This window comes from Mesorhizobium sp. LNJC391B00 (assembly GCF_000502535.1).
Taxonomy (GTDB): Bacteria; Pseudomonadota; Alphaproteobacteria; order Rhizobiales; family Rhizobiaceae; genus Mesorhizobium.
Map to the genome: position 1 here is coordinate 1 of NZ_AYWI01000025.1, position 21,028 is coordinate 21,028.

The 21,028-nt window shown below is 58.0% G+C and carries 23 protein-coding genes and 2 pseudogenes; 15 read left to right on the plus strand and 10 right to left on the minus strand.

Translation table 11 applies throughout. The annotated features are described in order from the left end of the window. Nucleotides 1-1,556: 1,556 nt before the first annotated feature. Nucleotides 1,557-1,802, plus strand: a complete 246-nt coding sequence (locus tag X750_RS135095; RefSeq protein WP_023730768.1) for a hypothetical protein — start codon at nucleotides 1,557-1,559, stop codon at nucleotides 1,800-1,802. Nucleotides 1,803-2,511: 709 nt separating this feature from the next. Continuing rightward, nucleotides 2,512-2,886, plus strand: a complete 375-nt coding sequence (locus X750_RS135090) for a VanZ family protein (protein ID WP_245271925.1) — start codon at nucleotides 2,512-2,514, stop codon at nucleotides 2,884-2,886. A gap of 660 nt (nucleotides 2,887-3,546) precedes the next feature. Here the strand turns inward: X750_RS135090 and X750_RS135085 are convergent. Then, nucleotides 3,547-3,819 carry a hypothetical protein gene (locus X750_RS135085; RefSeq protein ID WP_023748966.1) on the minus strand — a complete coding sequence of 91 codons (273 nt, stop codon included), beginning with the start codon at nucleotides 3,817-3,819 and terminating at the stop codon, nucleotides 3,547-3,549. Between the two features lie 59 nt (nucleotides 3,820-3,878). Between X750_RS135085 and X750_RS1000000165390 the strand changes: the two genes are divergently transcribed. After that, entirely contained in the window at nucleotides 3,879-3,995 is a 117-nt protein-coding gene (locus tag X750_RS1000000165390) for a glycosyl hydrolase 108 family protein (protein ID WP_245260116.1), read from the plus strand. 941 nt (nucleotides 3,996-4,936) lie between these two features. Next, nucleotides 4,937-5,681, plus strand: a pseudogene (locus X750_RS1000000167655) (Crp/Fnr family transcriptional regulator). 257 nt (nucleotides 5,682-5,938) lie between these two features. On the opposite strand, the gene X750_RS135075 reads toward X750_RS1000000167655, so the two are convergent. The 3 genes from X750_RS135075 to X750_RS1000000165410 all read right to left on the minus strand — a co-directional run bounded on the left by X750_RS135075 (nucleotide 5,939) and on the right by X750_RS1000000165410 (nucleotide 6,748). Continuing rightward, nucleotides 5,939-6,166 (minus strand): KTSC domain-containing protein, encoded by a 228-nt coding sequence (locus X750_RS135075; protein ID WP_023748968.1) that lies wholly within the window; start codon nucleotides 6,164-6,166, stop codon nucleotides 5,939-5,941. A gap of 118 nt (nucleotides 6,167-6,284) precedes the next feature. Beyond that, nucleotides 6,285-6,431, minus strand: coding sequence for a hypothetical protein (locus X750_RS1000000166605; RefSeq protein ID WP_023740336.1), 147 nt, complete (start codon nucleotides 6,429-6,431; stop codon nucleotides 6,285-6,287). A gap of 110 nt (nucleotides 6,432-6,541) precedes the next feature. Further along, the gene (locus tag X750_RS1000000165410) at nucleotides 6,542-6,748 is read right to left on the minus strand and encodes a DUF3606 domain-containing protein (protein WP_084567225.1); all 207 of its coding nucleotides are present in this window, start codon (nucleotides 6,746-6,748) and stop codon (nucleotides 6,542-6,544) included. Here X750_RS1000000165410 and X750_RS135070 point away from each other — a divergent pair. Both X750_RS135070 and X750_RS135065 read left to right on the plus strand, forming a co-directional pair. Continuing rightward, a complete protein-coding gene (locus X750_RS135070) occupies nucleotides 6,674-7,540 on the plus strand; it encodes an ATP-dependent DNA ligase (protein WP_023748969.1) in 867 nt (288 codons plus the stop codon). The two genes, X750_RS1000000165410 and X750_RS135070, sit on opposite strands and share 75 nt — an antisense overlap. Nucleotides 7,541-7,996: 456 nt before the next feature. Then, the gene (locus X750_RS135065) at nucleotides 7,997-8,302 is read left to right on the plus strand and encodes a hypothetical protein (RefSeq protein WP_023740338.1); all 306 of its coding nucleotides are present in this window, start codon (nucleotides 7,997-7,999) and stop codon (nucleotides 8,300-8,302) included. A gap of 166 nt (nucleotides 8,303-8,468) precedes the next feature. Here X750_RS135065 and X750_RS1000000166180 read toward each other — a convergent pair whose 3' ends face one another. The 4 genes from X750_RS1000000166180 to X750_RS135040 form a co-directional block, all read right to left on the minus strand. Continuing rightward, nucleotides 8,469-9,212, minus strand: coding sequence for a hypothetical protein (locus X750_RS1000000166180; protein ID WP_156932488.1), 744 nt, complete (start codon nucleotides 9,210-9,212; stop codon nucleotides 8,469-8,471). Between the two features lie 373 nt (nucleotides 9,213-9,585). Then, nucleotides 9,586-9,834 carry a hypothetical protein gene (locus tag X750_RS135055; protein WP_023748970.1) on the minus strand — a complete coding sequence of 83 codons (249 nt, stop codon included), beginning with the start codon at nucleotides 9,832-9,834 and terminating at the stop codon, nucleotides 9,586-9,588. Between the two features lie 242 nt (nucleotides 9,835-10,076). Beyond that, on the minus strand, nucleotides 10,077-10,610 hold the full coding sequence (locus tag X750_RS135050; RefSeq protein ID WP_023740342.1) for a J domain-containing protein: 534 nt from the start codon (nucleotides 10,608-10,610) through the stop codon (nucleotides 10,077-10,079). Between the two features lie 694 nt (nucleotides 10,611-11,304). Further along, a complete protein-coding gene (locus X750_RS135040; protein WP_245271926.1) occupies nucleotides 11,305-11,634 on the minus strand; it encodes a hypothetical protein in 330 nt (109 codons plus the stop codon). Here X750_RS135040 and X750_RS01000000163510 point away from each other — a divergent pair. Further along, a pseudogene (locus tag X750_RS01000000163510) lies at nucleotides 11,618-12,492 on the plus strand (ATP-dependent DNA ligase). The gene X750_RS135040 and the pseudogene X750_RS01000000163510 sit on opposite strands and share 17 nt — an antisense overlap. A gap of 954 nt (nucleotides 12,493-13,446) precedes the next feature. Here X750_RS01000000163510 and X750_RS1000000167475 read toward each other — a convergent pair. Together X750_RS1000000167475 and X750_RS1000000165430 are read right to left on the minus strand one after the other, a co-directional pair. Next, on the minus strand, nucleotides 13,447-13,740 hold the full coding sequence (locus X750_RS1000000167475; protein WP_084567219.1) for a helix-turn-helix transcriptional regulator: 294 nt from the start codon (nucleotides 13,738-13,740) through the stop codon (nucleotides 13,447-13,449). 394 nt (nucleotides 13,741-14,134) lie between these two features. Continuing rightward, a complete protein-coding gene (locus tag X750_RS1000000165430; RefSeq protein ID WP_084567227.1) occupies nucleotides 14,135-14,287 on the minus strand; it encodes a CsbD family protein in 153 nt (50 codons plus the stop codon). Between the two features lie 1,037 nt (nucleotides 14,288-15,324). Here X750_RS1000000165430 and X750_RS135020 point away from each other — a divergent pair. The 8 genes from X750_RS135020 (at nucleotide 15,325) to ligD (ending at nucleotide 20,989) form a co-directional block, all read left to right on the plus strand. Beyond that, entirely contained in the window at nucleotides 15,325-15,681 is a 357-nt protein-coding gene (locus X750_RS135020; protein WP_023748978.1) for a low affinity iron permease family protein, read from the plus strand. Nucleotides 15,682-15,863: 182 nt separating this feature from the next. Next, complete coding sequence (locus X750_RS135015; RefSeq protein WP_245260344.1) at nucleotides 15,864-16,421, plus strand: hypothetical protein; 558 nt, start codon at nucleotides 15,864-15,866, stop codon at nucleotides 16,419-16,421. A gap of 17 nt (nucleotides 16,422-16,438) precedes the next feature. Further along, the gene (locus X750_RS135010; RefSeq protein ID WP_023713090.1) at nucleotides 16,439-16,849 is read left to right on the plus strand and encodes a phage holin family protein; all 411 of its coding nucleotides are present in this window, start codon (nucleotides 16,439-16,441) and stop codon (nucleotides 16,847-16,849) included. Between the two features lie 4 nt (nucleotides 16,850-16,853). After that, the gene (locus X750_RS135005; RefSeq protein WP_023699163.1) at nucleotides 16,854-17,489 is read left to right on the plus strand and encodes a hypothetical protein; all 636 of its coding nucleotides are present in this window, start codon (nucleotides 16,854-16,856) and stop codon (nucleotides 17,487-17,489) included. Nucleotides 17,490-17,520: 31 nt separating this feature from the next. Continuing rightward, entirely contained in the window at nucleotides 17,521-18,096 is a 576-nt protein-coding gene (locus X750_RS135000) for a hypothetical protein (RefSeq protein ID WP_156932490.1), read from the plus strand. Between the two features lie 61 nt (nucleotides 18,097-18,157). Continuing rightward, nucleotides 18,158-18,592 (plus strand): YidB family protein, encoded by a 435-nt coding sequence (locus X750_RS134995; protein WP_023748980.1) that lies wholly within the window; start codon nucleotides 18,158-18,160, stop codon nucleotides 18,590-18,592. Nucleotides 18,593-18,763: 171 nt separating this feature from the next. Further along, nucleotides 18,764-19,123 carry a DUF4112 domain-containing protein gene (locus X750_RS134990; RefSeq protein WP_032891802.1) on the plus strand — a complete coding sequence of 120 codons (360 nt, stop codon included), beginning with the start codon at nucleotides 18,764-18,766 and terminating at the stop codon, nucleotides 19,121-19,123. 96 nt (nucleotides 19,124-19,219) lie between these two features. Then, the gene (ligD, locus tag X750_RS134985; protein WP_023705656.1) at nucleotides 19,220-20,989 is read left to right on the plus strand and encodes a DNA ligase D; all 1,770 of its coding nucleotides are present in this window, start codon (nucleotides 19,220-19,222) and stop codon (nucleotides 20,987-20,989) included. Nucleotides 20,990-21,028: the final 39 nt, after the last annotated feature.

Here is a 21,028-nt window from a genome sequence, read left to right on the forward strand (position 1 = left end):
CCGACCCTGCCAGCGGCGGTTTCAAGATGGCGCATCTGACCGCCAGCTATGCCTTCGTCATCGCTTTCCCGTATTTCGACCAGTATCCGATAAATTACGCCACGACTGTCACGGTGCCCCTGGTTGCAAGCTAGGATACGGCCGGCTTGGTTGAGTTGGCGGCCCTGTATTCAGCTTCCCAAGGCAATGCGTCGAAGTCGGGCTTGTGCCCCGCTTCACGGTAGTCAGCCTGAGTGAGGAAACCTGCTTTGTCCCGCGCCACAACGCAAACTAATGGCGGAGTGCCCGGGCACCTATAAACGCCTACAGCTTTTTCCATGCAACAGGTGTGCTACGGGTGCTCGGAGATGTCGTCCTTCATTGCGATGACAGAACATGAGCGAGGATAGTAGCGGCCCGGCATCACTGAAGGTGCGGGTTGGTCAAATTCGTGCAACTCTTTTCATTGCAGAGAGAGTTTCGGCGAGCTTATTAATGTGTCGTTTGCCATTGCCTTTTCTGGGAGGCTGCGATGGTTGCAACGCCCATAGATATCGCTCGATCGGCCACTACGGCCACCTGCTCATGCGCCAGAAGTCCATGGCGGAACCCGCCACATTTCGCTGGGACATGGATCAATCGCGCAGGGCCATCCGAGCCTCACGCGAGCTTCTGAAGCGCCTTCGTCAACGTCGTCGCGACGTGGCGCTAGGCTGGGAAGATGCCGACCCGTCTACTGTTGCCGTCTCCGCGTTTCAAGCCGACGTTTTCCGCTCTGCATTCCGAGCCCTAGTAGGGGAAACGGGTACGCCTGAGTGTCAATAACGTGATTTAGCCAAGGCCCTGGTGCGCGATTTCACTGGGTGCGAGCTGATCGAAACTGGCTTGGTGGATTGGATCATCAGCAAGTAGCCGCTGCCCGCCAGCGGCCCAGCAGCCGTCTGCGGGACTTTGCAGCGGGCGCGCTGGGCCTGACCGGTGGGGCGGTGTGGTATCCGCCGGCTGGCGAACATATGCGCCTCCTCCCAACGCCAGCGAAACATCCAAACGAACGAGGTGATCTAACCGCGATCTCGCCATCCAAGGCCAACATATAGGCCGATAGCAAAGGCCTATAATAGCTGAGAGAACGAAAATGGCCGACGCCCATGGTTGGGGAACCCGGGTGGGTAGGCGCCGGCCACAAGCGGAACAGGCCCGCCGCGCCACACACATGGCTGATTTGTCATCACGTGGTTATGGTGTGATCGCGTAGGGCTAGACCAGCGGAACCTAGTAAACGCCGCTTGGTAAGCGATCCTCGACGCGATCGTTCATCGCCACGACGACTTGGGAAACTTGACGGTTGCAGCCCTCTGCCATGTCGAGCTCAAGTCATGAACATCGGCCCTCCGATCATGAGCAGGCATGCGCCCATCCTACCATATCGCGCTCCCGGTTTCGCAAGGCGCGGGGCAGCAAGGGGGAGCGACCAGAGCCGATGTGAAGGGGACTAGGCAGCTAATATTCGCTTGCGCTAATTTAAAAGTGCCGTAACGTCATGCTCAGGCTTTTGGGGAGGCGCAACGGTGGGAAGTATGATGAGAGTTGCTGCGTTTTGCGCGGCGATCGTGATCGCTGGGACTGGTGTCGCTGTTGCCAAGGAGAAGAAGGTGGTGGTGAGTGACGCCACGGACCTTTGCTCTACGAAGCACTCGGCTAAGAAGCAGGTGCTCGAGCTGGACTGCAGGCCGACCGGAACCGCCAAATTGCCGGCCGGTGGAACGCCGGAAAAGCCGCGCCTCGGATACGACACCGATCCGTGGCTGGTTAAAGGCCTTTAGACACTAGGCGACGGCAACACAGCGCGGCTAAGGGGAATGTGCGCTGGCGGTGAAGCCTTCTTTGTTCTCTCGTCGGTGGAACATTGTCGCCTGGAAACGCTTCGGACGGTGCACTGCCCCATCAGTGCAACGTTCCCTTCCTTGTTTGCACTGGCCGGCTGCCGAAAGGTGGCCGGCTTTTTTGCATATAACCGCGACCTGATGTTTGAGGCTTGTTGATTGGACAGCAGCGAGTGGCCGCTGCTGGCTTAGCGTCTAGTTTAGGATTGGAATCTGTAAAGGCGAGATCACCGAGGCAGGGATGACCAGACTAAATAACGGTTTCGTCTGTTAGCCGCGACGCGGGCGATAATTGAATTCAGAAGGGCGTCGGCCCGGCTGCACAGCCGGGCCAAGGCTGGAAAGAGTTCCGCTCCCGCCCGGCATGATACGCATCGCACCTGGGCGCAAGCGGTACCAACGGCTCGCCTATTCCGCCGCGCCTTTTCGGCAGGAATCCCTCGGCCTCATCACAATGGAGGGCGACATTCGCAGCGCCCTATGGAACCATCCAGAGTGACATGGGCTGTTTCATGGAACTTACTGATGACATCAGGAGGCCTGTTAAGCATGCCAGTTGTTCGCGCTCTTAGCTCAGATGCAGGTTTGACCCTGCCCAGTGCGTCGGTCGGGGAAGCGAGAACTAGGAACCGGGAGTGCTACGAATAGATTGCCGCAGTCGACCTTTTATCAGAGCATGGCAAGGGCTGCCTTTCTCTCCACGTTGGCAGTCGTCCTGTTGCTCGCCCTATTGCCAGACCACCTGCTGCACGCCCTCGGATTGGCCTTTACGTCTCATCACGACAAGCTCAACCACGCCGCTGCGTTCGCCACCTTGTCGGCTTTGGGTAGCCTCGGCTGGCCCCAACAGGTGGTCCGGCTGGCGGTTCTACTTGCTTTAACGGGCGCAGCGATCGAAATCCTTCAATGCGTCACAGGGCGTGACATGAGCGTCTTCGACTGGTTTGCCGACTGCGCCGGAATGGCATACGGGCTGAGAACCATGAGCTGGCTAAAGGAGATTCTAGGGGAACCGGTTATTTGATCGCCACAGGCTCCGCCTTACCGCCGCCGTCTTGGCCCACTTGCCAGCCTCACGCCCGGGGCCGCCCTCGAACCCTCGCTATTTTCAATTTCCGACGCAAAGGCCGACACCAAGGCGAATGGGTTTCAGGGCCGCTCACCATTTAGACTTAGGTCCGATTCTTTCGAGCAAATGGCCGAACCCGGAAACATTTCTCCTTGTACTTTGTTGCAGTGGCCGTGCCGCTGAGGAGAACATGCACAGTGCCTCTATCAAATGAACTGCGCGACGTACCTTTAGAATTCCAATGCCCCTCCTGTTCACGCCCTATGGTGAGAAGGGGATCCTGGCTGCAAACGATTGCCGGTTTCAAATGCGATAGCTGCAGGTCCAGAGTGCGGCTCGGCTACGAAGAGAAGCTGGCCATATTCGACCGGCACCTTAAGCGAGGCGCGCCGGATCTGGGCCGACGACCAATGGAGTGCGATCCCGGCAACGGTTCCTGAGAGTGTGTCGGCAATTCAAGCTCCAACTGCTTGCGGTCTGCCGCAAGTCCAAGCTTTCATCTGGTCGCAAGGTCAGGAGGCTCTTTCGTCCATACGGAACCGATGATGGCGAGAGGTTTCGATGCGCTCGGAGCACCGAGCAGGTCGACACGTTTCTGGTAGCGACCACCAATCTCTAGCTGACCGCTTCCACGTTCTGACGAGGTGCGAGCAACTTGATCTTCAATAGTCTTTTTCGAGCCAGCATGCTCGCCGCCTCTGCGATACGGTCTCCGTAAGCATCGGCGACGAATGATAGCGTCGACAGGTCGATAATGAGGTCGTCGATCGCGCCCGCCAAGACACTGGACCCGCGCCCAAATTGATGCACCAGCGCCCGCACTTCCTTAAGTGCCGTCGAGGCTTCACCCGCATCCAGCAGCGCCTCGATGTCATCGAAAACCTGCATCCCGACCCTCCCGCTTTAAAACGGTGGCAATTTCGCGCGAAAAGAAAGCGCCTGCCAAGGTGCTCACGCGCGAAGGCGGCTATTCAGACAACAAGAAAGACCCTGGTGGCCCAACGATGAAGGGCGTCCATGGAGGGCGTTCAGCGAGACGCAACCGAGATCCGGCGCGACATTAAACGACAGCGATGCTTGAGCCGCGCTCTCTTACGAGCAATCCGAGCAGCGCCCAGCCGCCAGCCGATCGAAGATGTACGCCAAGACCGACAAGCTGGTGCAGCGTTTTGCCAAGGCTGAAGACGCGGTGAAATCCTTCAGCGAAGACATGACCGGGGTGAGGCGGCCACTGCCGAGGTGACCCTGTGGAAGTTGATGGGCCTCGGCGCATTCGGCTCACTGCATCGCAGCGGCGGCGCTCGCGTCGCTAGTTACGCCCTATTGGTCTATCTGGCGCGTGCTGCGTGGCGGATCACGAGTTCTATCCGTGCTGCTAAGTCAGCAGAATTCCACACCACCTCCGGATAGGCCGTATAGATCAGGTAACCGCACATTCTTGAGCACATTGTACGATTGTTACGCAAAGCAGCGGCCGCATCGACTCTCATCATCTTGGAACTACATTGCCACAATGGCTCAGCTCTTAGAATCCGCCCCAGTGAACGCTTCATATCAGCTGATCGTGGACCACTATGAGACAGCGGTTTCACTCCAGGAGCGCATTGTCACTCGCGTTCGACAACGCGGTTTGTCAACGAAAAGTGATGACGAATTCCTGGAGCATCTGAATGCCGTCTTAGCGCGGGCGCGCCAAAGGTTGGCTCAGGCCGATCAACGCAATTAAATAAAAATGGGACATCCGCGGTCCGCAGGCATAGAGTGTGCCATCGACGGCAACTCCAAGGGCGTCCGTCGGCTGTGAGCGATCAACATGCTTCCGCCCCGATAGGGAGAGGGAGCTATGACAGACTCCAGNAAGGGCGTCCGTCGGCTGTGAGCGATCAACATGCTTCCGCCCCGATAGGGAGAGGGAGCTATGACAGACTCCAGGTCACAAACTCACACTGCCGCGCAACGCGACACCGGCCAAAATTCCATCTATCGCAATTCGCTACTGCTTCGAATGTGCTCGGCAGATTTGGCATTGCTGCAACCTCATTTCGAAAGCGTCTCCCTTGGGCTGAAGACGCATCTCGAAGTGGCGGGGTCACCGATCAGCACCGTGTACTTCTTCGAGAGCGGTCTCGGGTCAGTGGTGGGCGAGCTGCGGCCTGGTATCGAAGCTGAGATCGGAATCATTGGTTGTGAGGGCATGACCGGCTCAGCGCTCGTCATGGGCGATGACCGATCAACGCACGATTGTTACGTGCAATTAGAAGCCCGAGCCTTTGGTATAGACGCGGGCCTCTTCAGCAAGGCGCTTTTGACAAGCCCAACCCTGCGAACTTTTCTGCTCCGCTACGTTCACTACTTTCACCTCCAGGCAAGCTTCACCGCTCTCGGCAATGCCCGGATGAACATCGTCGACAGGCTCTCAAGATGGCTGGTGATGTGTGATGATCGCGTCGACGGGAACCGCTTTGCGATTACGCACGAGTTCTTATCAGTTATGCTCGGTGTCAGGCGGCCCGGCGTCACCATAGCGCTGCAAANGCTTTGCGATTACGCACGAGTTCTTATCAGTTATGCTCGGTGTCAGGCGGCCCGGCGTCACCATAGCGCTGCAAACCTTGGAGGGCCAAGGTCTGATACGATCGATGCGAGGAGAGGTCGTCATCCTTGATCGCGCCCGTCTCATTGCGCTTGCCGATGGGTCCTATGGCAGGGCTGAAGCCGAATACGCTCGGCTGATCGGCCAACTGCATTGAGGGCAGACGCCGCGCCCGTGCACAGTGCCCCTGAAACAGAGCCCGCCGGCTGAGCCACGGGTGTTTTTGCGTCAGGCGGGAACATTCCCGCTCTGAGGCTGTTTGGCCACAGCTGGCTCGTTCTTCAGCGGTCCGTGCCGGTGACCAAGATGTCCTCTCCACTCGTCATGGTCGGCCCGCGCAGCCCCCGAAGCAGGCGCGGGCCATCCCTGCAGACGTCGCCAGACGTCAGCGGGCTTTTTATCATTCGCCGTTTATCATGGAAGATTTGCAAGTTCGCGCCTGCCTATCGCGAGCCGGAATGCATAACGGTTCCGGATGTGGCTGTTAAAATAGACGCCCTTGGCAAAGGCAGCTTTGAACGCGGCAAACGCCTCAGCAGGTACGTCCAAAAACTCGTATTTCTTCCCGCTCGCTACAAACCAAACCGAGAGAACCCTGGTGTTCGGGTCATAGTCGAACTTGCGTATCGAGGTCGACGGCATGGTATGCCATTCAAAAACTNGAGAGAACCCTGGTGTTCGGGTCATAGTCGAACTTGCGTATCGAGGTCGACGGCATGGTATGCCATTCAAAAACTCAGTAGCCGAGTTGGATCGCCACCTACAGGCTGAAACTGTATTCGAATATGTGGCCGCGCTTTTCGTCGGCAACCCTGATCCAGATGGGCTCGCTGGTGCGCAGAGTGACGTCGCGCTCTGTCGCTTCCCGCGCCGCCCTGATCGGCGTGACCTGGCGAAAATCGCGCATATCAATCTGTTGCCCGCAAACAGGGCAAGGGAGGAAATGCGCGAGTTCGCTCGCGGGCGGGCCTTCATGTCGGTGCCCGATTAGTGGTCTGCCGAGATCAGACAGCCTGGTCATTGTTTCCGCAGCGCCTTGGCTACCCGCTCCAAAGTCTCGCGTTGGTTGCCGTGCTTCGCGATCAGCTCTTTGACCTGCTGGGGTGTGATGCCGGTCTTTGTTGCGAAATATTCAACTTCATAANGTGCATGCGTTTGAAGTTCATCGAGCCGTTGATGCCGACCCTTGTGGAGAAGCCTCCCGAGGGTGAAGGCTGGACCCACGAAGTCAAGTTCGACGGCTACCGATCGCAGATGATCATTGATGAAGTCGGCACGCGCATTTATACGCGCAATGGCCACGACTGGACGGCAAAATATCGCGACATGGTGAGAGAGGCCAAGCGCCTTGGTGCCGAAAGCGCCATTGTCGACGGCGAGATCGTCGTTCTGAACGACAAGGGCCTTTCGGACTTCGCAGCGCTGCGCAGAGCTATCACCCGCCGGCAGCACGACTTGTATTTTGTTGCCTTTGATCTGCTTCACCTTAACGGCCATGATCTGCGAGACATGGCGCTGGAGGAGCGGCGCGAGATCCTGTCCAGCATGATCGGGCCCGGCGGGCGTATTCAGTTCAGCGAGCCCTTGCCGGGGGAAGCCAAGGCCATCTTTCACTTGCTCGACCAGGCCGGACATGAAGGCATGGTGTCGAAGCGGAAGGGCAGCAAATACCGAAGCGGTCCGTCGACCAACTGGCTGAAGGCCAAGTGCTATGCGATTGACGAGTTCGATCTGCTCGGCGTCGAGCGTGAAGCTGGCAAGCCGGCTTTCGCTCTCATGGCCGAGCGGGGCACAGGGCGCTATGTCGGCAGCGCGTTCGTCACCTTGAACCGGGAAATGCGCGAGAGGCTATGGAAACGCGTCCAGGAGCACCCAGGCACGGCGCCCAAGGGCATCATGAAGCGGCCAGCGACGCAATGGATCAAGCCAGGGCTGATCGGTCGTGTGAAGCACCTGCGCGGCGAGGATGACCTGCGGCATGCATCGCTGCAGGACTTCCACGAGGAGAACAAATAGCAGCTCCACAACTGGTCATCGCTTTTGCGAGAGGCGCGCATCCTAACGCCGCAAAGGCGGAGCTGAACGCGATACCGCAGGAACTCGCCTCACGCTTGTCAACGGTTAACACGGCTAAGAACGCCTAACACAATTCACTTCGTCACTGTCATTGCCAAGAATAGGTATGGAGTTTTTAGATATTCATTCATCTATTCGTGCTTCTAATGAGCTATGTCTTTCAGCATCTTCACCCGGATCTGGTTTGGAGGATGTCGTGGTCACGATCATAATTAATGCCGACAGCGGAGGTTTCCGCATGGCACATCTTACGGCCGATACGCGTATCTGATCGCGTTCCCGTTTTTCGATCAATACCCAATCAATCACTCAACGACCACACCGTCCCGCTGGTTGCGAGCTAAAACACCGCCGGCCTTGGTTTGAAAAATGGGCTGACAGCCTTGGAGGCGCATTATGACAAAGATCTTTGATATCCTGGTGGGAAGCATGGCCATTGGAGCCGTTCTCGCAAATCTTTGCATGCCGGCGAACGCCGCAGTTGGCGACGACGGAACCACTGCACCCATTGGCACGAGCGGTGCCACTGTCGGAACCGAGTCCCCCGACAATCCGACCAATACGGATCTGACTCGCATTGTCGACGCTATGTCGAGCGCCGAAATCACTCGGTTCAAGAAGCGCTGCATCGACGTGATCGAGAGCCGGGGCGCTTATGATCGTGACCTGCGCCAGCTCTGCCTGCTGATCTGGCGCCACTAACCAATCGTTCGCAAGTGCCGGAGCTGTCGACATGACACTCTCCAGTTCCGACACTGGAGGCCCGCCCACCGAAAGGTTGGCGGGCTTTTAGATAGCGGCCCTTACCCTACGGTTGGGTAAGTGTTTCCGCCCGATTACCGCGCCGCATCCCGCTCCATCGCGATCTTCACTGCACTTCCCAATCAATCCCACCGTCTGAGTCCGAATGCTTGGCCCTGAAGGTTTCAAGATAGTCGACTATTTGAGGGTCGTTCGGGTCCAATGCTTGCCAATGTGGATCATCGTCGACGTTGGCCAGATCAAGAAATTCGGTGATGTCCACCCCGCCATTGAGGGCGGCAACGCCAGAGTTCAAAACCAAATATCTCAGGTTGAAGTCAACGCGAAAATCGGGTGACCGGAAGAACTTGGCCCTGCCGCAATTCGCGAAGGGCCGGGCTCGGAAGTGGTCCATCAGGCGCTGCTTTTCAGCAATACCTTCAGTCACTGAAAGCACGTATATTTCCGGCCGTGACAGGCTTTCGTTGATCGGGCCGGCCGGCTTTCTCATGGCGCCCCAGAGATGAGGCAAGCCAATCGCAGAGAAGAAATCCTGGCCGATCGGTTCGCCGGGCCAAAATTTGGCGTTGTATGGTCGAACGACAACACGATCGCGCCGAGTGCCGCAACAAACGGTCGCAGGATTTCCTGGAAATCGAGTTGATATTCCGCGACTTCGATGGGGCCCGTAAGGTAGTCTTTGACGCATGCGAATACACGCTCTCAAGCAAGTGATCGAAGCGCCGCAGATAAAACACCACTTCACCTCGGCGCCAACATCCAACAGGCCTTCGAAAAAGGATGGATGAGCGCTTGCTCTAGAAAATTGCTCGCCTGACATTAGTGCGGTTTCTAAATGCTTTAGATCCATCGCGGCCTCCCTTCCGGCGAAGGGATTTATTCACTCTTTTTTTGCAAAGGAGGTTCAAAGGTACGGTTTCGTACAGGGGAGGCCCCCGGCCTAATCGGCCAACATTGAGCGTGGTCGGCGCTGTCGGGGGCAACGTTACAGTTGGGTGACGTGACGGTGCCGACCACACTGGAGAGTGGCATTAACCACACCCCGATCCTACCCGCAGAATGACAGCGCAGCAATTAAGCCTGATGGTCTAATCCGCGCTGCAACCATAACCCGATTTAAACTCGGTCCCTTCCCGAGTGCCCGTATGAGTTTGAGCTGTGAAGCACCTGCGCGGCGAGGAGGACCTCCGCCACGCCTCACTGCAGGACTTCCGCGAGGAGAACTAGCCCGGAGGCTTCTCCCGCGGCTGTGCCGGTCCTGTCATGTTCGGCTGGATGAATGGCGCCCTCTTGCCGGTAATGGTCTGAACCGACTTCAACAGCGGTCGATGGACCTCACGTAGAGCTTGGTAGTGCTCGCTGTGATACGCCAGGAGCGGCCCGACGATGCCCTTGTGCAGCGCTTCGGCTGCCGCGATGAAGCGCTCGATTTCAGCCCGGGAAAGCTGTTCGGAAGGTTTGGTTCTGGCCATTGGCGATCTCCGCTTGAGGGGGTCGCCGCAACGAGGACTACAATCCTACATGCCGGACTGCCTCACAATAGGGCTCGCTGGCCTACTTCGAGGGAAGCGATAGGACCAGCGTCAGCATGATCCTCATTGCCCCCGTCCGCAAGCGGCCACCGAAGACCCTATTTCCTCAGCCTATCTGGTCTCGGCAAAATGACGCGCGAGGCTCCCCTGGAGCCTTGCGGAATCTTGGGCAGATACCCTCTCTATTCTCTACTCAGGAGCCGAATGCTGGTATCGCGACGCAGTTCGGAATCGGCGCGATCGACGCCTTCAACCGTGATCGCGATTGTCCCGTTCTCAATTCTTGCAATCCACCCCTTTGCCTTCATGTACCAGAGATGAAACTCCAGATGCTCTGGTGGACAGCCTAACAACCGTTCGATTTCGACGTCGCCAATGCCCGGATTGCCGACATCCTGGCGGCGCTTCACATAGAGCAGCGAAAGCAGTTTGGCCTGGACCAAAGCGTCCTTCTCGACCCCTTTGGGGTCGCTTGCCTCCTCGACCAATTTAAGCCGCTCACCGGCATGCTCTCGATAGGAGATATCGTACTGGGCGCGCTTAACGGGATCCCTCAAGACGTTGTGTGCTTCTACTATTTCGCTGAAGCGGGCTTCGTTTCCAGTTTGCTGATTGTCGGGATGATAGCGCATCGCAAAGTAGCGGAATATTCGCTCAAGTGTCTCCGAGTTGGCGTTTGGGCTGATCTCCAAGAGTTCGTAGTAATCGACGAACAATGCGCTGCTCCCTCAAACATCGCTCGACAGCCGCGGGGGCCGACCGCCTACATGGCGATGCAGTGCCCTCACTCGTCGAGTTCATATACGGACAATACATTGCGCCCGGGGTCAAGATGAGCGGGAGCTAATGGACGTCAGCCAAGGCGGCTCCCGCGCGGGTGCAACGAAAATGGCCGGCGCCGCAGTGGGAGATTGCCTGATCAGCGCCGGCCGGACGGTAATCAGGTCCGCCGCAACACAAGCGATATCTGATTCTTGACGTTACGTCATGCGTCTGGCGGGGCTCTGTGAGGACGTTGGAGATACAGTCGAAGGTCGCTTCCGTGACCAGATTCTAGATCGAACCGGATTCGATGTGAATCATCCCCTCGGAACATTGTAGCCTCGAAACACTTCGGGCGTTGCACTGCCCCATCAGTGCACCGTTCCCTTCTGTTGGAACTGGCCGGCTGCCGAAAGGTGGCCGGCTTTTTTGCGTTTGGGAACACAGCGGGCCTTTTGCCGTTTGGTGCAATGGAACAGCTTCGCAGCCAGATGCAGGTATTCGCAGATCCGGGCCTGTGGGTCGCCTTGGCGGCAGTGCTGATCCCTTATGGGATTGGTGTCGCACTGCTTCTGTGGGTAGCCGGTTGACGGACCTGCCGGCCGAAAGCTTTTGCGCAAGGCAAAACAGCGGGTCGTCACGGTGTGTCTAGGACTTGATGCTTGGGGACGGTGGTTTCACCATCACGCGCAGTTGCATCTGGTCGATCGTTGCGACGATGGCAGCAGCCAGCGCTTCCGCCTCATCCATGAGCCCCGGCCCATAGAGACCGTTCACCGCTTCCTCGCTGGGCAGCACGCCAGGCGGGCAGTGGTCCTCAATTGTGCGCCGGATGAGCGTCAGCGCTGCCCGGCATTCGTCGGCTTCGATCTTCATACCCTTCAAACATGCAATTCGTCTAAAATGTTCCGGAACCGATTTCAGGCTGGCGGCTTGAATCGCCGGGTGTGGGTCAGTGTGCATGCGTTTGAAGTTCATCGAGCCGTTAATGCCGACCTTGGTGGAGAAGCCTCCCGAGGGCGATGGATGGACTCATGAGGTGAAGTTCGACGGCTTCGTTCCCAGATGATCATCGACGAGGACGGCACGCGGATCTACACCCGTCGCGGGCTCGACTGGACAACCAAATACCGCGACATCGTGGCTGCAAGCGCAGAGCTCGGCGCCGAGAGCGCAATCATAGACGGAGAAATCATCGTCCTGAACGAAGCCGGCCTTTCCGACTTCGCCGCGCTGCGCAAGGCGATCACACGCCGGCAGCACGACCTCTATTTCGTTGCCTTTGATCTCCTCTATTTGAACGGTCACGATCTGCGGGAAATGGACCTCGAAGACCGTCGCGAAATCCTGGAAGGCCTCATCTTCCCTGATGACCGCATCCAGTTCAGCCAGGCGCTGCCCGGTGACGCAAAAGCCATATTCCACCTGATCGATGAAGCCGGCCTTGAGGGCATGGTATCGAAGCGCCGTGACAGCAAATAGCGCAGCGGCCGGTCGACAGCCTGGCTGAAGATCAAAAGCTACATCGTGGAGGAATATGATTTGCTAGGCGTCGAGCGGGAACCCGGCAAGCCGGCCTTTGCGTTGATGGCCGATCGGAAAACCGGGCAGTATGTCGGCTCAGCGTTCATCAACTCCAGCCAGGCAATCCGCGAACGGCTATGGAAGCGCGTCCAGGAGCACGCTGGGCCGGCGCCGAAGGGCATGAAGCGGCCGGCGACACAGTGGGTTAAGCTCGGCATCATCGGCCGCGTGAAGCACTTGCGTGGTGAGGAAGATTTGCGGCACGCTTCTCTGCAAGATTTTCGAGAGGACGACACAGATAGCGGTGGCTAAGAAGGATCAGGAGCGTGCCACCTATGCGTGGATGTACGGTGCTCAAGCGCAGAAGGACGGCAAGGAGCGCGCCGCCCCGCCTTACTGGCAGGAGCATGCCGACGCCTGGCTACAAGGCTTGACGGTGTGCCGATGGCCGGTTTGGGCAAGAGCAAGACGGTCAGCGACGAGATGGAAGCCGAGGTCGACGAAGCCGCCGTCGAGCGCCCCGACGAATAGCCATTTTCGTTTTTGATTGAAGAAAGGGTTTCGTAGGGCCCATAAAGATTGCGTTTACCATTGCCTTTTGGGGGGATGCGATGGGTGCAACGCCCCTAGATATCGCTCAAGCGGCCACTGCGACTACGGCCACCTTGCTGAAGTGGCAGAAGGAACGGATCCGTCTGAATCTCGACAAGTTCGTGCGGCTTTAATTTTATCGGTCGCGCGGCTTTGCCGGTTCTGTCACCATTCCACTGGATGAACTGTGCCTTCTGGCCGGTGATACGAGCCCTTGAGCTACGGCTGAGTCTGGTGAGGCCACTGCGACTAACCGGGATCGAGGGCCAACGAACAGCTTGCCTGCCCTCCTCAGCATTTGGACTTAGGTCTGATCCCTCCGCGTAAATGGCCGAGCCGCGAAACATTTCACCTTCTACTTTGTTGCATTGGCCGTGCCGCTTAGGAGAACATACACAGTGCCTCTATCAAATGAACTGCGCGACGTACCTATAGAATTCCAATGTCCCTCCTGTTCGTGCCCAATGGTGAGAAGGGGATCCTGGCTGAAAACGATTGCCGGTTTCAACTGCGATAGCTGCAGATCCAGAGTGCGGATCGGCTACGAAGAGAAGCTGGCCATATTCGACCGGCACCTTAGAAAGGTGAGCGCAGCACAAATTCAGTGAACAACCGCCCTTGTTAGCGGCCGCTTTAGAGATCGGGTTGCAGAGGAGGGTACACGGGCTTTTCTCCTTATCCTTTTTTCTCCCTGCGGCGCCACTGTCTATTATCGGTGGCGAGGCTGCTATCACCTTCTGAGCGGGCTAACGATGGAGTGCCTTCGACTGTGAAGATGATTCCGGCGTCTTCAAACGCTTTGCGGACGGCCGCGATGTTGTGGGGACGCGATTTGCTGAATCCGTTCTCAAGATCGCTGATCACCATTTCGCTAACATTGGCCTTTGCGGCAAGTCGCACACGCGACCAGTTCAGTAGGGCTCGTGCTGCTCTGGATTGATCTGCTGAGAGTAAGGTTCGGCTGTCCATAAACAGTCGAACATTCAATATCGCTAAAATGTTCCTCTTGACCTTCTGCGATTTCTAACGGCGTGAGGCCGGCCTCTCGGGTAACGCGGCGGGGCTTTCCAATAACTTTGCGGAACGCTGATCGTCACGCCGCAACGTCTTCTTTTTCGGCTTGGTCTTCTCAACCAGATCTGGCCTTTTCGCTATCAGGTAGTCAGCCTTGTTCGTTCGATAGTCTTCTTTGTGGATGGACATTTCTACAATCTCCATTGTGGAGATCAACGCGGCCGGAAGCCGACACGTTCCCAAAAATCGCTTGTTCAAGGCCGAGCCGAACGGCGCACGGATGCCAAAAACGCGAAAAGGGCGCGGTTCGTGACGCGCCCTTTATTTGAACAGGCTCAACTGTCGTATCCTACGAGTCTTGTCGGCCATACCAGTCGTCGACGTCTCGCCGCACGCGATCCTTCTCAATGCCGTAGCGCTCCTGGATCGTACCTTCGAGCTGATCGCGGTTGCCGGCTATGCGGTCGAGATCATCATCAGTGAGCTTGCCCCACNGTTCCAGTCCATGATGGCGATCTCCTTTCGTTGTCCTTTCGAATAACGGTCGTAGTGGCCATCAGGTTCCGCTGCAGGTAAGCGCGCTTGCTGGTGATCTAGCAATGGAACTTAATGCCCGTCGACCGCTTGTGTGCGCCGGCCTTTTCAGTTTGGAACACAGCGTTGGGTGCAATGGAACAGCTTCGCAGCCAGATGCAGGTATTCGCCGATCCGGGCCTGTGGGTCGCCTTGGCGGCACTGCTGATCCCTTATGGGATCGGTGTCGCACTGCTTCTGCGGGTAGCCGGTTGACGGACCTGCCAGCTCTCGCGTTAAGATGAGCGGATTCCAATAGAAGGCGCCTTAACCTGCGGCTGGGGGTCTTCGCGTTCGGCCATCTGTTCCAAGAGCTTCCGTGACGCAGCCAGGACGCGGCGTGTCTCGTCGATGGTCGTACGTAGGGAGTTGAGTTCGCCAACCGCCCGGCGTTGGTTCCGGCGAGCGCTTTCGAGGTACGAATCGTCAGGCTTCCAACCGTCTGTCATCGGAATGTGCAGCCCGCGTCACGTCACACGTGACTTTCACCTCAAACAGCGAAATGTTGGTGCCGTCATGAACTTGGAAGGCGACTTGGCGGAATGTGCCGCCCGGCACCTGGTCTTTCACTATTTCAAACAACGCCCTTGCCGCCTCATCTTCAGCGGCGGCCGAGTTTGCAAGCTCGGTGCCTTCGGTATCCCGGTAGGGGATAGTTTTCGGTTAGATCGAAGAAGAAGCGGGCCATGGTGCCCTAACAGCGAAGCTTTGAAAAGGTTTCCTCGATCCCGAATCACAGCGGCCAGGTGACGGCCACGGCGCACAAGGGCATTATGAAGCGGCCGGCGACGCAATGTGTCAAGCCGGGCCTGATCGGTCGCGTGAAGCACCTGCGCGCCGAGGCTGACCTGCGGCATGCATCGCTGCAGGATTTCGCAAAGAGGAATAGCGGATCGCATTGCAATGCCTCATTGTGAAAGGCGCCGATTGCTGTAGGCGGCAGACCTTCTCACAAAAGGTGAGTTAATGAATCGATTGTTGTTTTCAGCCGCCGATTTCCTTTCGCGGCCGCCAGGCTTCTACGTGATGCTAGTTGTGATGGCCATATGCACGCTGCTGGTGCCGTTTGGCCTAACGAACGCGGTCACCTATGCTTTGTCTGTCGCTGCAATCATCATCACTGGGGTCGTACTGATCCAGGGCTATCGCGACACTGCAGCAATTCACCCCAAACTGGACGAGATCATTGTGGCTCTAAACGAGACCCGGAATGACGTTGTCGGTTTGGAACACGAGGATCCCGAGACGATCAAGACAAGGCTTGGCAAGCTTGAGAAGGAGGCCTCAACCCGTCCTTCATCCAGACGCAAAAAACGAGAATGAGTCCCATCGGCGCGCGAGGTGACCCGATCGCCTCCAGCGACTTGGCCGATCGACAGCCCGCGCAACAACACGCCGGACATCATCGAAAACATGGGTTTAGGGCCAACCGACCCTTCTGCTCTGTTCCGGCAGCAGGCCAAATCGCGGCAGGAAAATTCGCTCTAGGCAGGAACAGGTTGCCATTGGCCGAGTTCACTTCACAACAACAGGAGTGGAAAACCGTGAACACGTCAATCAGCAACGACCCCACTGGATCATCGAGCGACCTGAACTGGCTACACACTAACGATGCCGAGGTGGCCGACAGCAGCAAGGAAGCGCTCGGCAAACTAAAGTCGAGCGCTGCCGAAACCGCAGGGCATCTCAAAACCGCTGCCGCTTCGGTGACGACTGACGCGAAAAATTATGCCGGTTCGGTTGCGTCGGATGCTGCGGGCGCCTTCAAGGAAGCGGTGGAGTCGAACAAGACCGCCGGCGCCGACGCGATCGCCAACATTGCCCATTCCGTGAAGGAGGCAGCTGATGGAATCGAGAAGCAATCTCCGCAGGTTGCAGGCATGGTTCGGAGCGCGGCCGAAGGTGTCGAACGGATTTCGTCGGATATCAGGGACCGCAACGTGGGTGAACTGCTCGACTCGGTCACGAAATTCGCCCAGCGCCAACCGGCGGCCTTTTTCGGCGTAGGCATCCTGGCCGGCGTTGTGCTGACCCGGATCATGCGAAGCTCCGATCGGTCCTGACACGAAGAGCGTTCCAGATGGATGATGGTTCCAATCTCCGACCCTTGGGAAGCGTTTTCAGCGAAGGGTATAGCCATCTCGCTTCGCTGATGCGCCTCGATCTTCGTCTTCTCCAAGCCGAGATGAAGGTTAAGACGTCTACGATCGTCTCGTCAGGCGCGTGCGGCATCGCCGCACTGGTGCTCTTTGTCTTGGCTGCATTCGCCATGGTCCAGTTCCTGATCCTCGCTATGATCCACTTTGGTGTCGGTCCGATGGTAGCTTGCCTAATCGTCGCAGCGCTTCTGGGGGTAGGCGGCGTGCTGTTTCTCTATCTTGCGAAGCGAGCGCTCGCGGGATGGACCATCACACCTGTCGAAACCGTCAACCAGGTGCGCACTGACATCGCGGCATTGAAACAGGGGATGCGTTTTGGCTCAACCCAGTGAAGAGATGCGCGAGATCATGCTGCAAAGCCGCACAGAGCGGCAGGCTTTGTTTGAACCTGTCAGCGAGATAAGCCGGCGCCTGCAGCCCCGAAATCTGGTCGATGCGTCCACCCGGTACGCGAAGCAGAAGGTGGCGAAGGCGCTAGGCGGTGTGTCGGACGCCGTCAAGAATAATGGCGGCACTGCTGCCGCGGTCGCACTGGGTGCAGTTGCGGTGTTTGACGCCGGCAGGCGAAGCACGCATGGCCCGGCAGGCGCCGACGATATAGCTGTAGATAAGGTCGCCGGCGCCTCGCATTCCGACGCCGCGTCAATTCGTTATGAAGCCCATCCGCGCAAGGCGATCACAAACCTGTTTCGGGCCAAGGTGCTCGCTGGATCTGCGGGTGGCCTGCTGCTCGGCCACATAATCGGTAAGGCGTTTGAGCCCACAGCCAAGGAGCGCACCCTATTCGGCAAGGCTGGAGCTGAAGTTCAGGATGCGACGGATGCATTTATCGCCGAGCATGCACGCGGTGCGAAATTGGCCGCCGCGCAGGCCTTCGGGTTTGCCAGATATGCCGCTGCGTTCTTGGCCGTACTGGCCGCAGCTAGCGACTATCTCGTCCGCGCGGATGAGCACGAGCAGCGAAAGCACTGAGAGTGCGAAACTGAGCGTCAAAGGTATCCCCATGCATATCGTCGGAATCAACATTGGACAGGCGGCCGCGCCTTCCGGCCTGCCTCTTGTTAGAGTGGTGTTTGAGGGCCAGGGGGGTGAATCTATCGCGGTCGAAATGGCGCGAGGCGACGTCGCCGACGGCGCGCTGGAGGCAATCGACCGTGCAAAAGCCCTGCTTGTTCAGACCGCGACCTTCGAAATGCCTGTCGATAGAATTGGCGGTTTCAATAGGACACCGGAATCCGGCAATGTCCGCGGCCGGCAGAGCAATGTCTATACGTTCGAATATCGCGACGGCGACCAGGCTCGCCAGGTTCCGCCTGCCGTGATGCCAAGTTTTGAGGCTGCTCGCGCCGAGGCGATCCGTTGCGTAATCGGCCTGTTGGCTGATCTGGGCGATGACGATATGACCGGATGGTTAGTGCGCATGCGCGATCAGGCAGGCAACGAGCTTTGCACGATCAACGTCTGCGAGGCCGAAGCTGCACCGCAAACGGAAACAAGCCGGTTAGGCAGCACCGCTCACGTCTGTGTCGATACGCCAGCCCTTATTCAATTAGATCGTCGCCGGTCGGAACTTTTGTGATGTTGAGCCCTTGTCCATTGAACAGTGGAGGTACCAATGGCTAACCTGGGAAAATTGGCNATTGGCGATCGCGATGCTCGGCGTCTTGGCATACCAAAATCGCGACAAGATCGGCGACATGATCCGTGGAGCGGGCGATCGCAACCCAAATGATCCGCAAGGCGGGATTCTAGATCAGCTTTCAAACGGCGTTTCGGGGACCGCGCTTGGCGATATTCTCGACCGGTTCAGAGGGGCAGGCGCCGGATCGAAGGTCGATTCGTGGGTAGGCACCGGGCCGAACGAGCCGATCCAGCCAAGCGAGGTGGAAGCAGCCATAGACGAAGACACCCTGACTTCCCTCTCGATGCAGACCGGCCTTTCGCGCGAGGAGCTCATAAGCCGGATCACGCGAGATTTGCCTGAGGCCGTCAGCAAAATGACGCCTACTGGTGAATTGCCCGTTGAGGCGCCGAAAAGCTCCGGTGAGACGACCTTGCTCGACGACGTGCNATGACGCCTACTGGTGAATTGCCCGTTGAGGCGCCGAAAAGCTCCGGTGAGACGACCTTGCTCGACGACGTGCCATCGCACAGGACGCAAGCGAATTCAGGCGGTCAAAGCGATATCTAAGGTGACGGCTATCCATCAGGGAGAGATACTAAATCGTACTGGCGCGCGAGTTGGCATGATCGGGCAGGGCGGTCACGGTGGTGATACAGCAAACGTACTTGCCGAGTTGGATCTATTGGCCGCGCTACTCGATTCCCGCTGGCGCATTCCAGGCACATCAATTCGTTTTGGACTGGATGCGCTCGTAGGTCTGGTCCCCGTACTCGGAGATGCGGCGACGGGCATTGTCTCGGCCTACATCGTCTTGCGAGCTCGAAACGTCGGTGCCGGAAATGGCTTGGTCGCTCGCATGCTAGGCAACGTGCTGCTGGATACGCTCGTAGGAAGTGTCCCAATTCTCGGCTCGATCTTCGACGTCTATTTTAAGGCGAACAATCGCAACGTCACTCTGCTGCGCCGTCACATCAACAAGTGAGGCGGATAACCAATCGTCGCGATGCAATTCTTCTAAAAGGCTCGGAACCGACAGGGGCGCTGGGGCTTGAGTCGCGATTCCTGGAGTCGCGAGCATATGACCAGTGCCATTGACCGGCTTTCGTTCATCGAGTTCCAATCGCCCACACTGGTCGAGAAAGCTCCCGAAGGCGGAGATTGGCTTCACGAGATCAAATATGACGGCTACAGGACGCAGCTGGTCGTTGAAGGCGGAAAGGCGCGAGCATTCACGCGTCGCGGCTACGATTGGTCCCACCGTTACAAGGGGATTGTTCAGGCCGCGGCAAGCCTGCCGGTCAAATCCGCTATCATCGATGGTGAAGCTGTCGTCCTGGGCGACACCGGCCTGCCGGACTATCAAGCCCTGGAACGGGAGCTGGGCAACCCAAGTTCGCTACGGATGACTCTCTACGCTTTCGACCTCCTGTACCTCGATGGCCGTGATCTACGGGAACAACCGTTAGTGAAGCGCAAGGCTGCGCTGAAGAAGCTGCTGACCGAAACCGAGCCAACCCTGACTTATGCCGAGCATCTGGAGGTGAACGGCAAGGATATGTTCGACCATGCCTGCCGGATGGGCATAGAGGGAATCGTATCGAAGCGAGCGGATGCTCACTACCGCTCGGGCGTCCAGACCAGTTGGGTCAAGGTCAAATGTGTCAAGAGCGACACTTTTCCAATCGTGGCTTTCGTCGAGAAACTTGGCGCGCAGCCGCGCCGCATCGCATCGTTGTACATCGGCAGGCGAGAGGGCGACCGGCTGCTTTATGCCGGGAAGGCCCAGACCGGCTATACGCTGGACGCAGCCCGGCGCGTTAGGGAGCGGCTTGATCCGCTTGTTGTCGCCAAGTCACCGCTGTCGGAGCCGATCAAAAAGCCCAAGGCGACATGGGTCAAACCAGACGTTCTCGCCGAGGTGCAATTCAGTGGCGTGTCGGACCGGGGCATCTTGCGTGAGGCGGTCTTCAAGGGACTCCGCGAGGACCTTCAGGCAATCCCGCCCAAGCCTCCATCGCCGTCCAAGCGGAGGTCGGATGGCCAACACGGCGTCCCGCGCGAGAACATTCTCCAACTGCTACCCGATGCGGTTGCACCTTCCAAGGAAGAGCTGGCAGACTATTGGCGGCGGGTCGCTGATCAAGCTCTAGTTCATCTGGTTCGGCGACCGCTGAAGCTGGTCCGCCACGCCTCCGGCGCAACCTTCTATCACAAGGGACCGCTACCTCGGATACCGGCGTCCGTGCACCAGCTCCGCGTTCAAAAGCGCGAAGGCGGCGAAGGCATTCGGGTATGGATAGATGACATGGATGGTCTGCTTGGCTTGGTCGAGATGGATGCCGTTGAGCTTCATCTTTGGAACGCGACGATTGACGACATCGAACATGCGGACCGGCTCGTCCTCGACCTCGATCCCGGAGAAGGCGTGCCATGGGACGCTGTGATCGAGGCCACGCTGGCGCTACGGGGCATCTTGGAAGCGGCAGGCTTGGAGAGCTGGCCAAAGGTCACTGGCGGCAAAGGCATCCACTTGATGGCCCCACTCGTTGCGAAGATGAACCATGACAGCGCCCGGAAACTGGCCAAGTCGCTCGCCCACCGTCTGGTTGATACCGATCCTGACCGATACCTGTTGTCAGCTGACCCCGCCGCCCGAGGAGGCCGGATCTTTCTCGACTATCTCCGCAACGGACGGGGCAATACCGCAATAGGCGCTTTTTCCCCGCGAGCGCGGCTCGGCTTCCCAATTGCCCACCCGGTCACATGGAAGCAAGTCGAGGCGGGCATCCGGCCAGACGTTTTCACGCTCGCGCAGCCATTCAGACCCGCTCGTCGAAAAGCCGCGTGATGCGTCGCGACCATCAGCCGATATCAGCCCGTTTCTTGC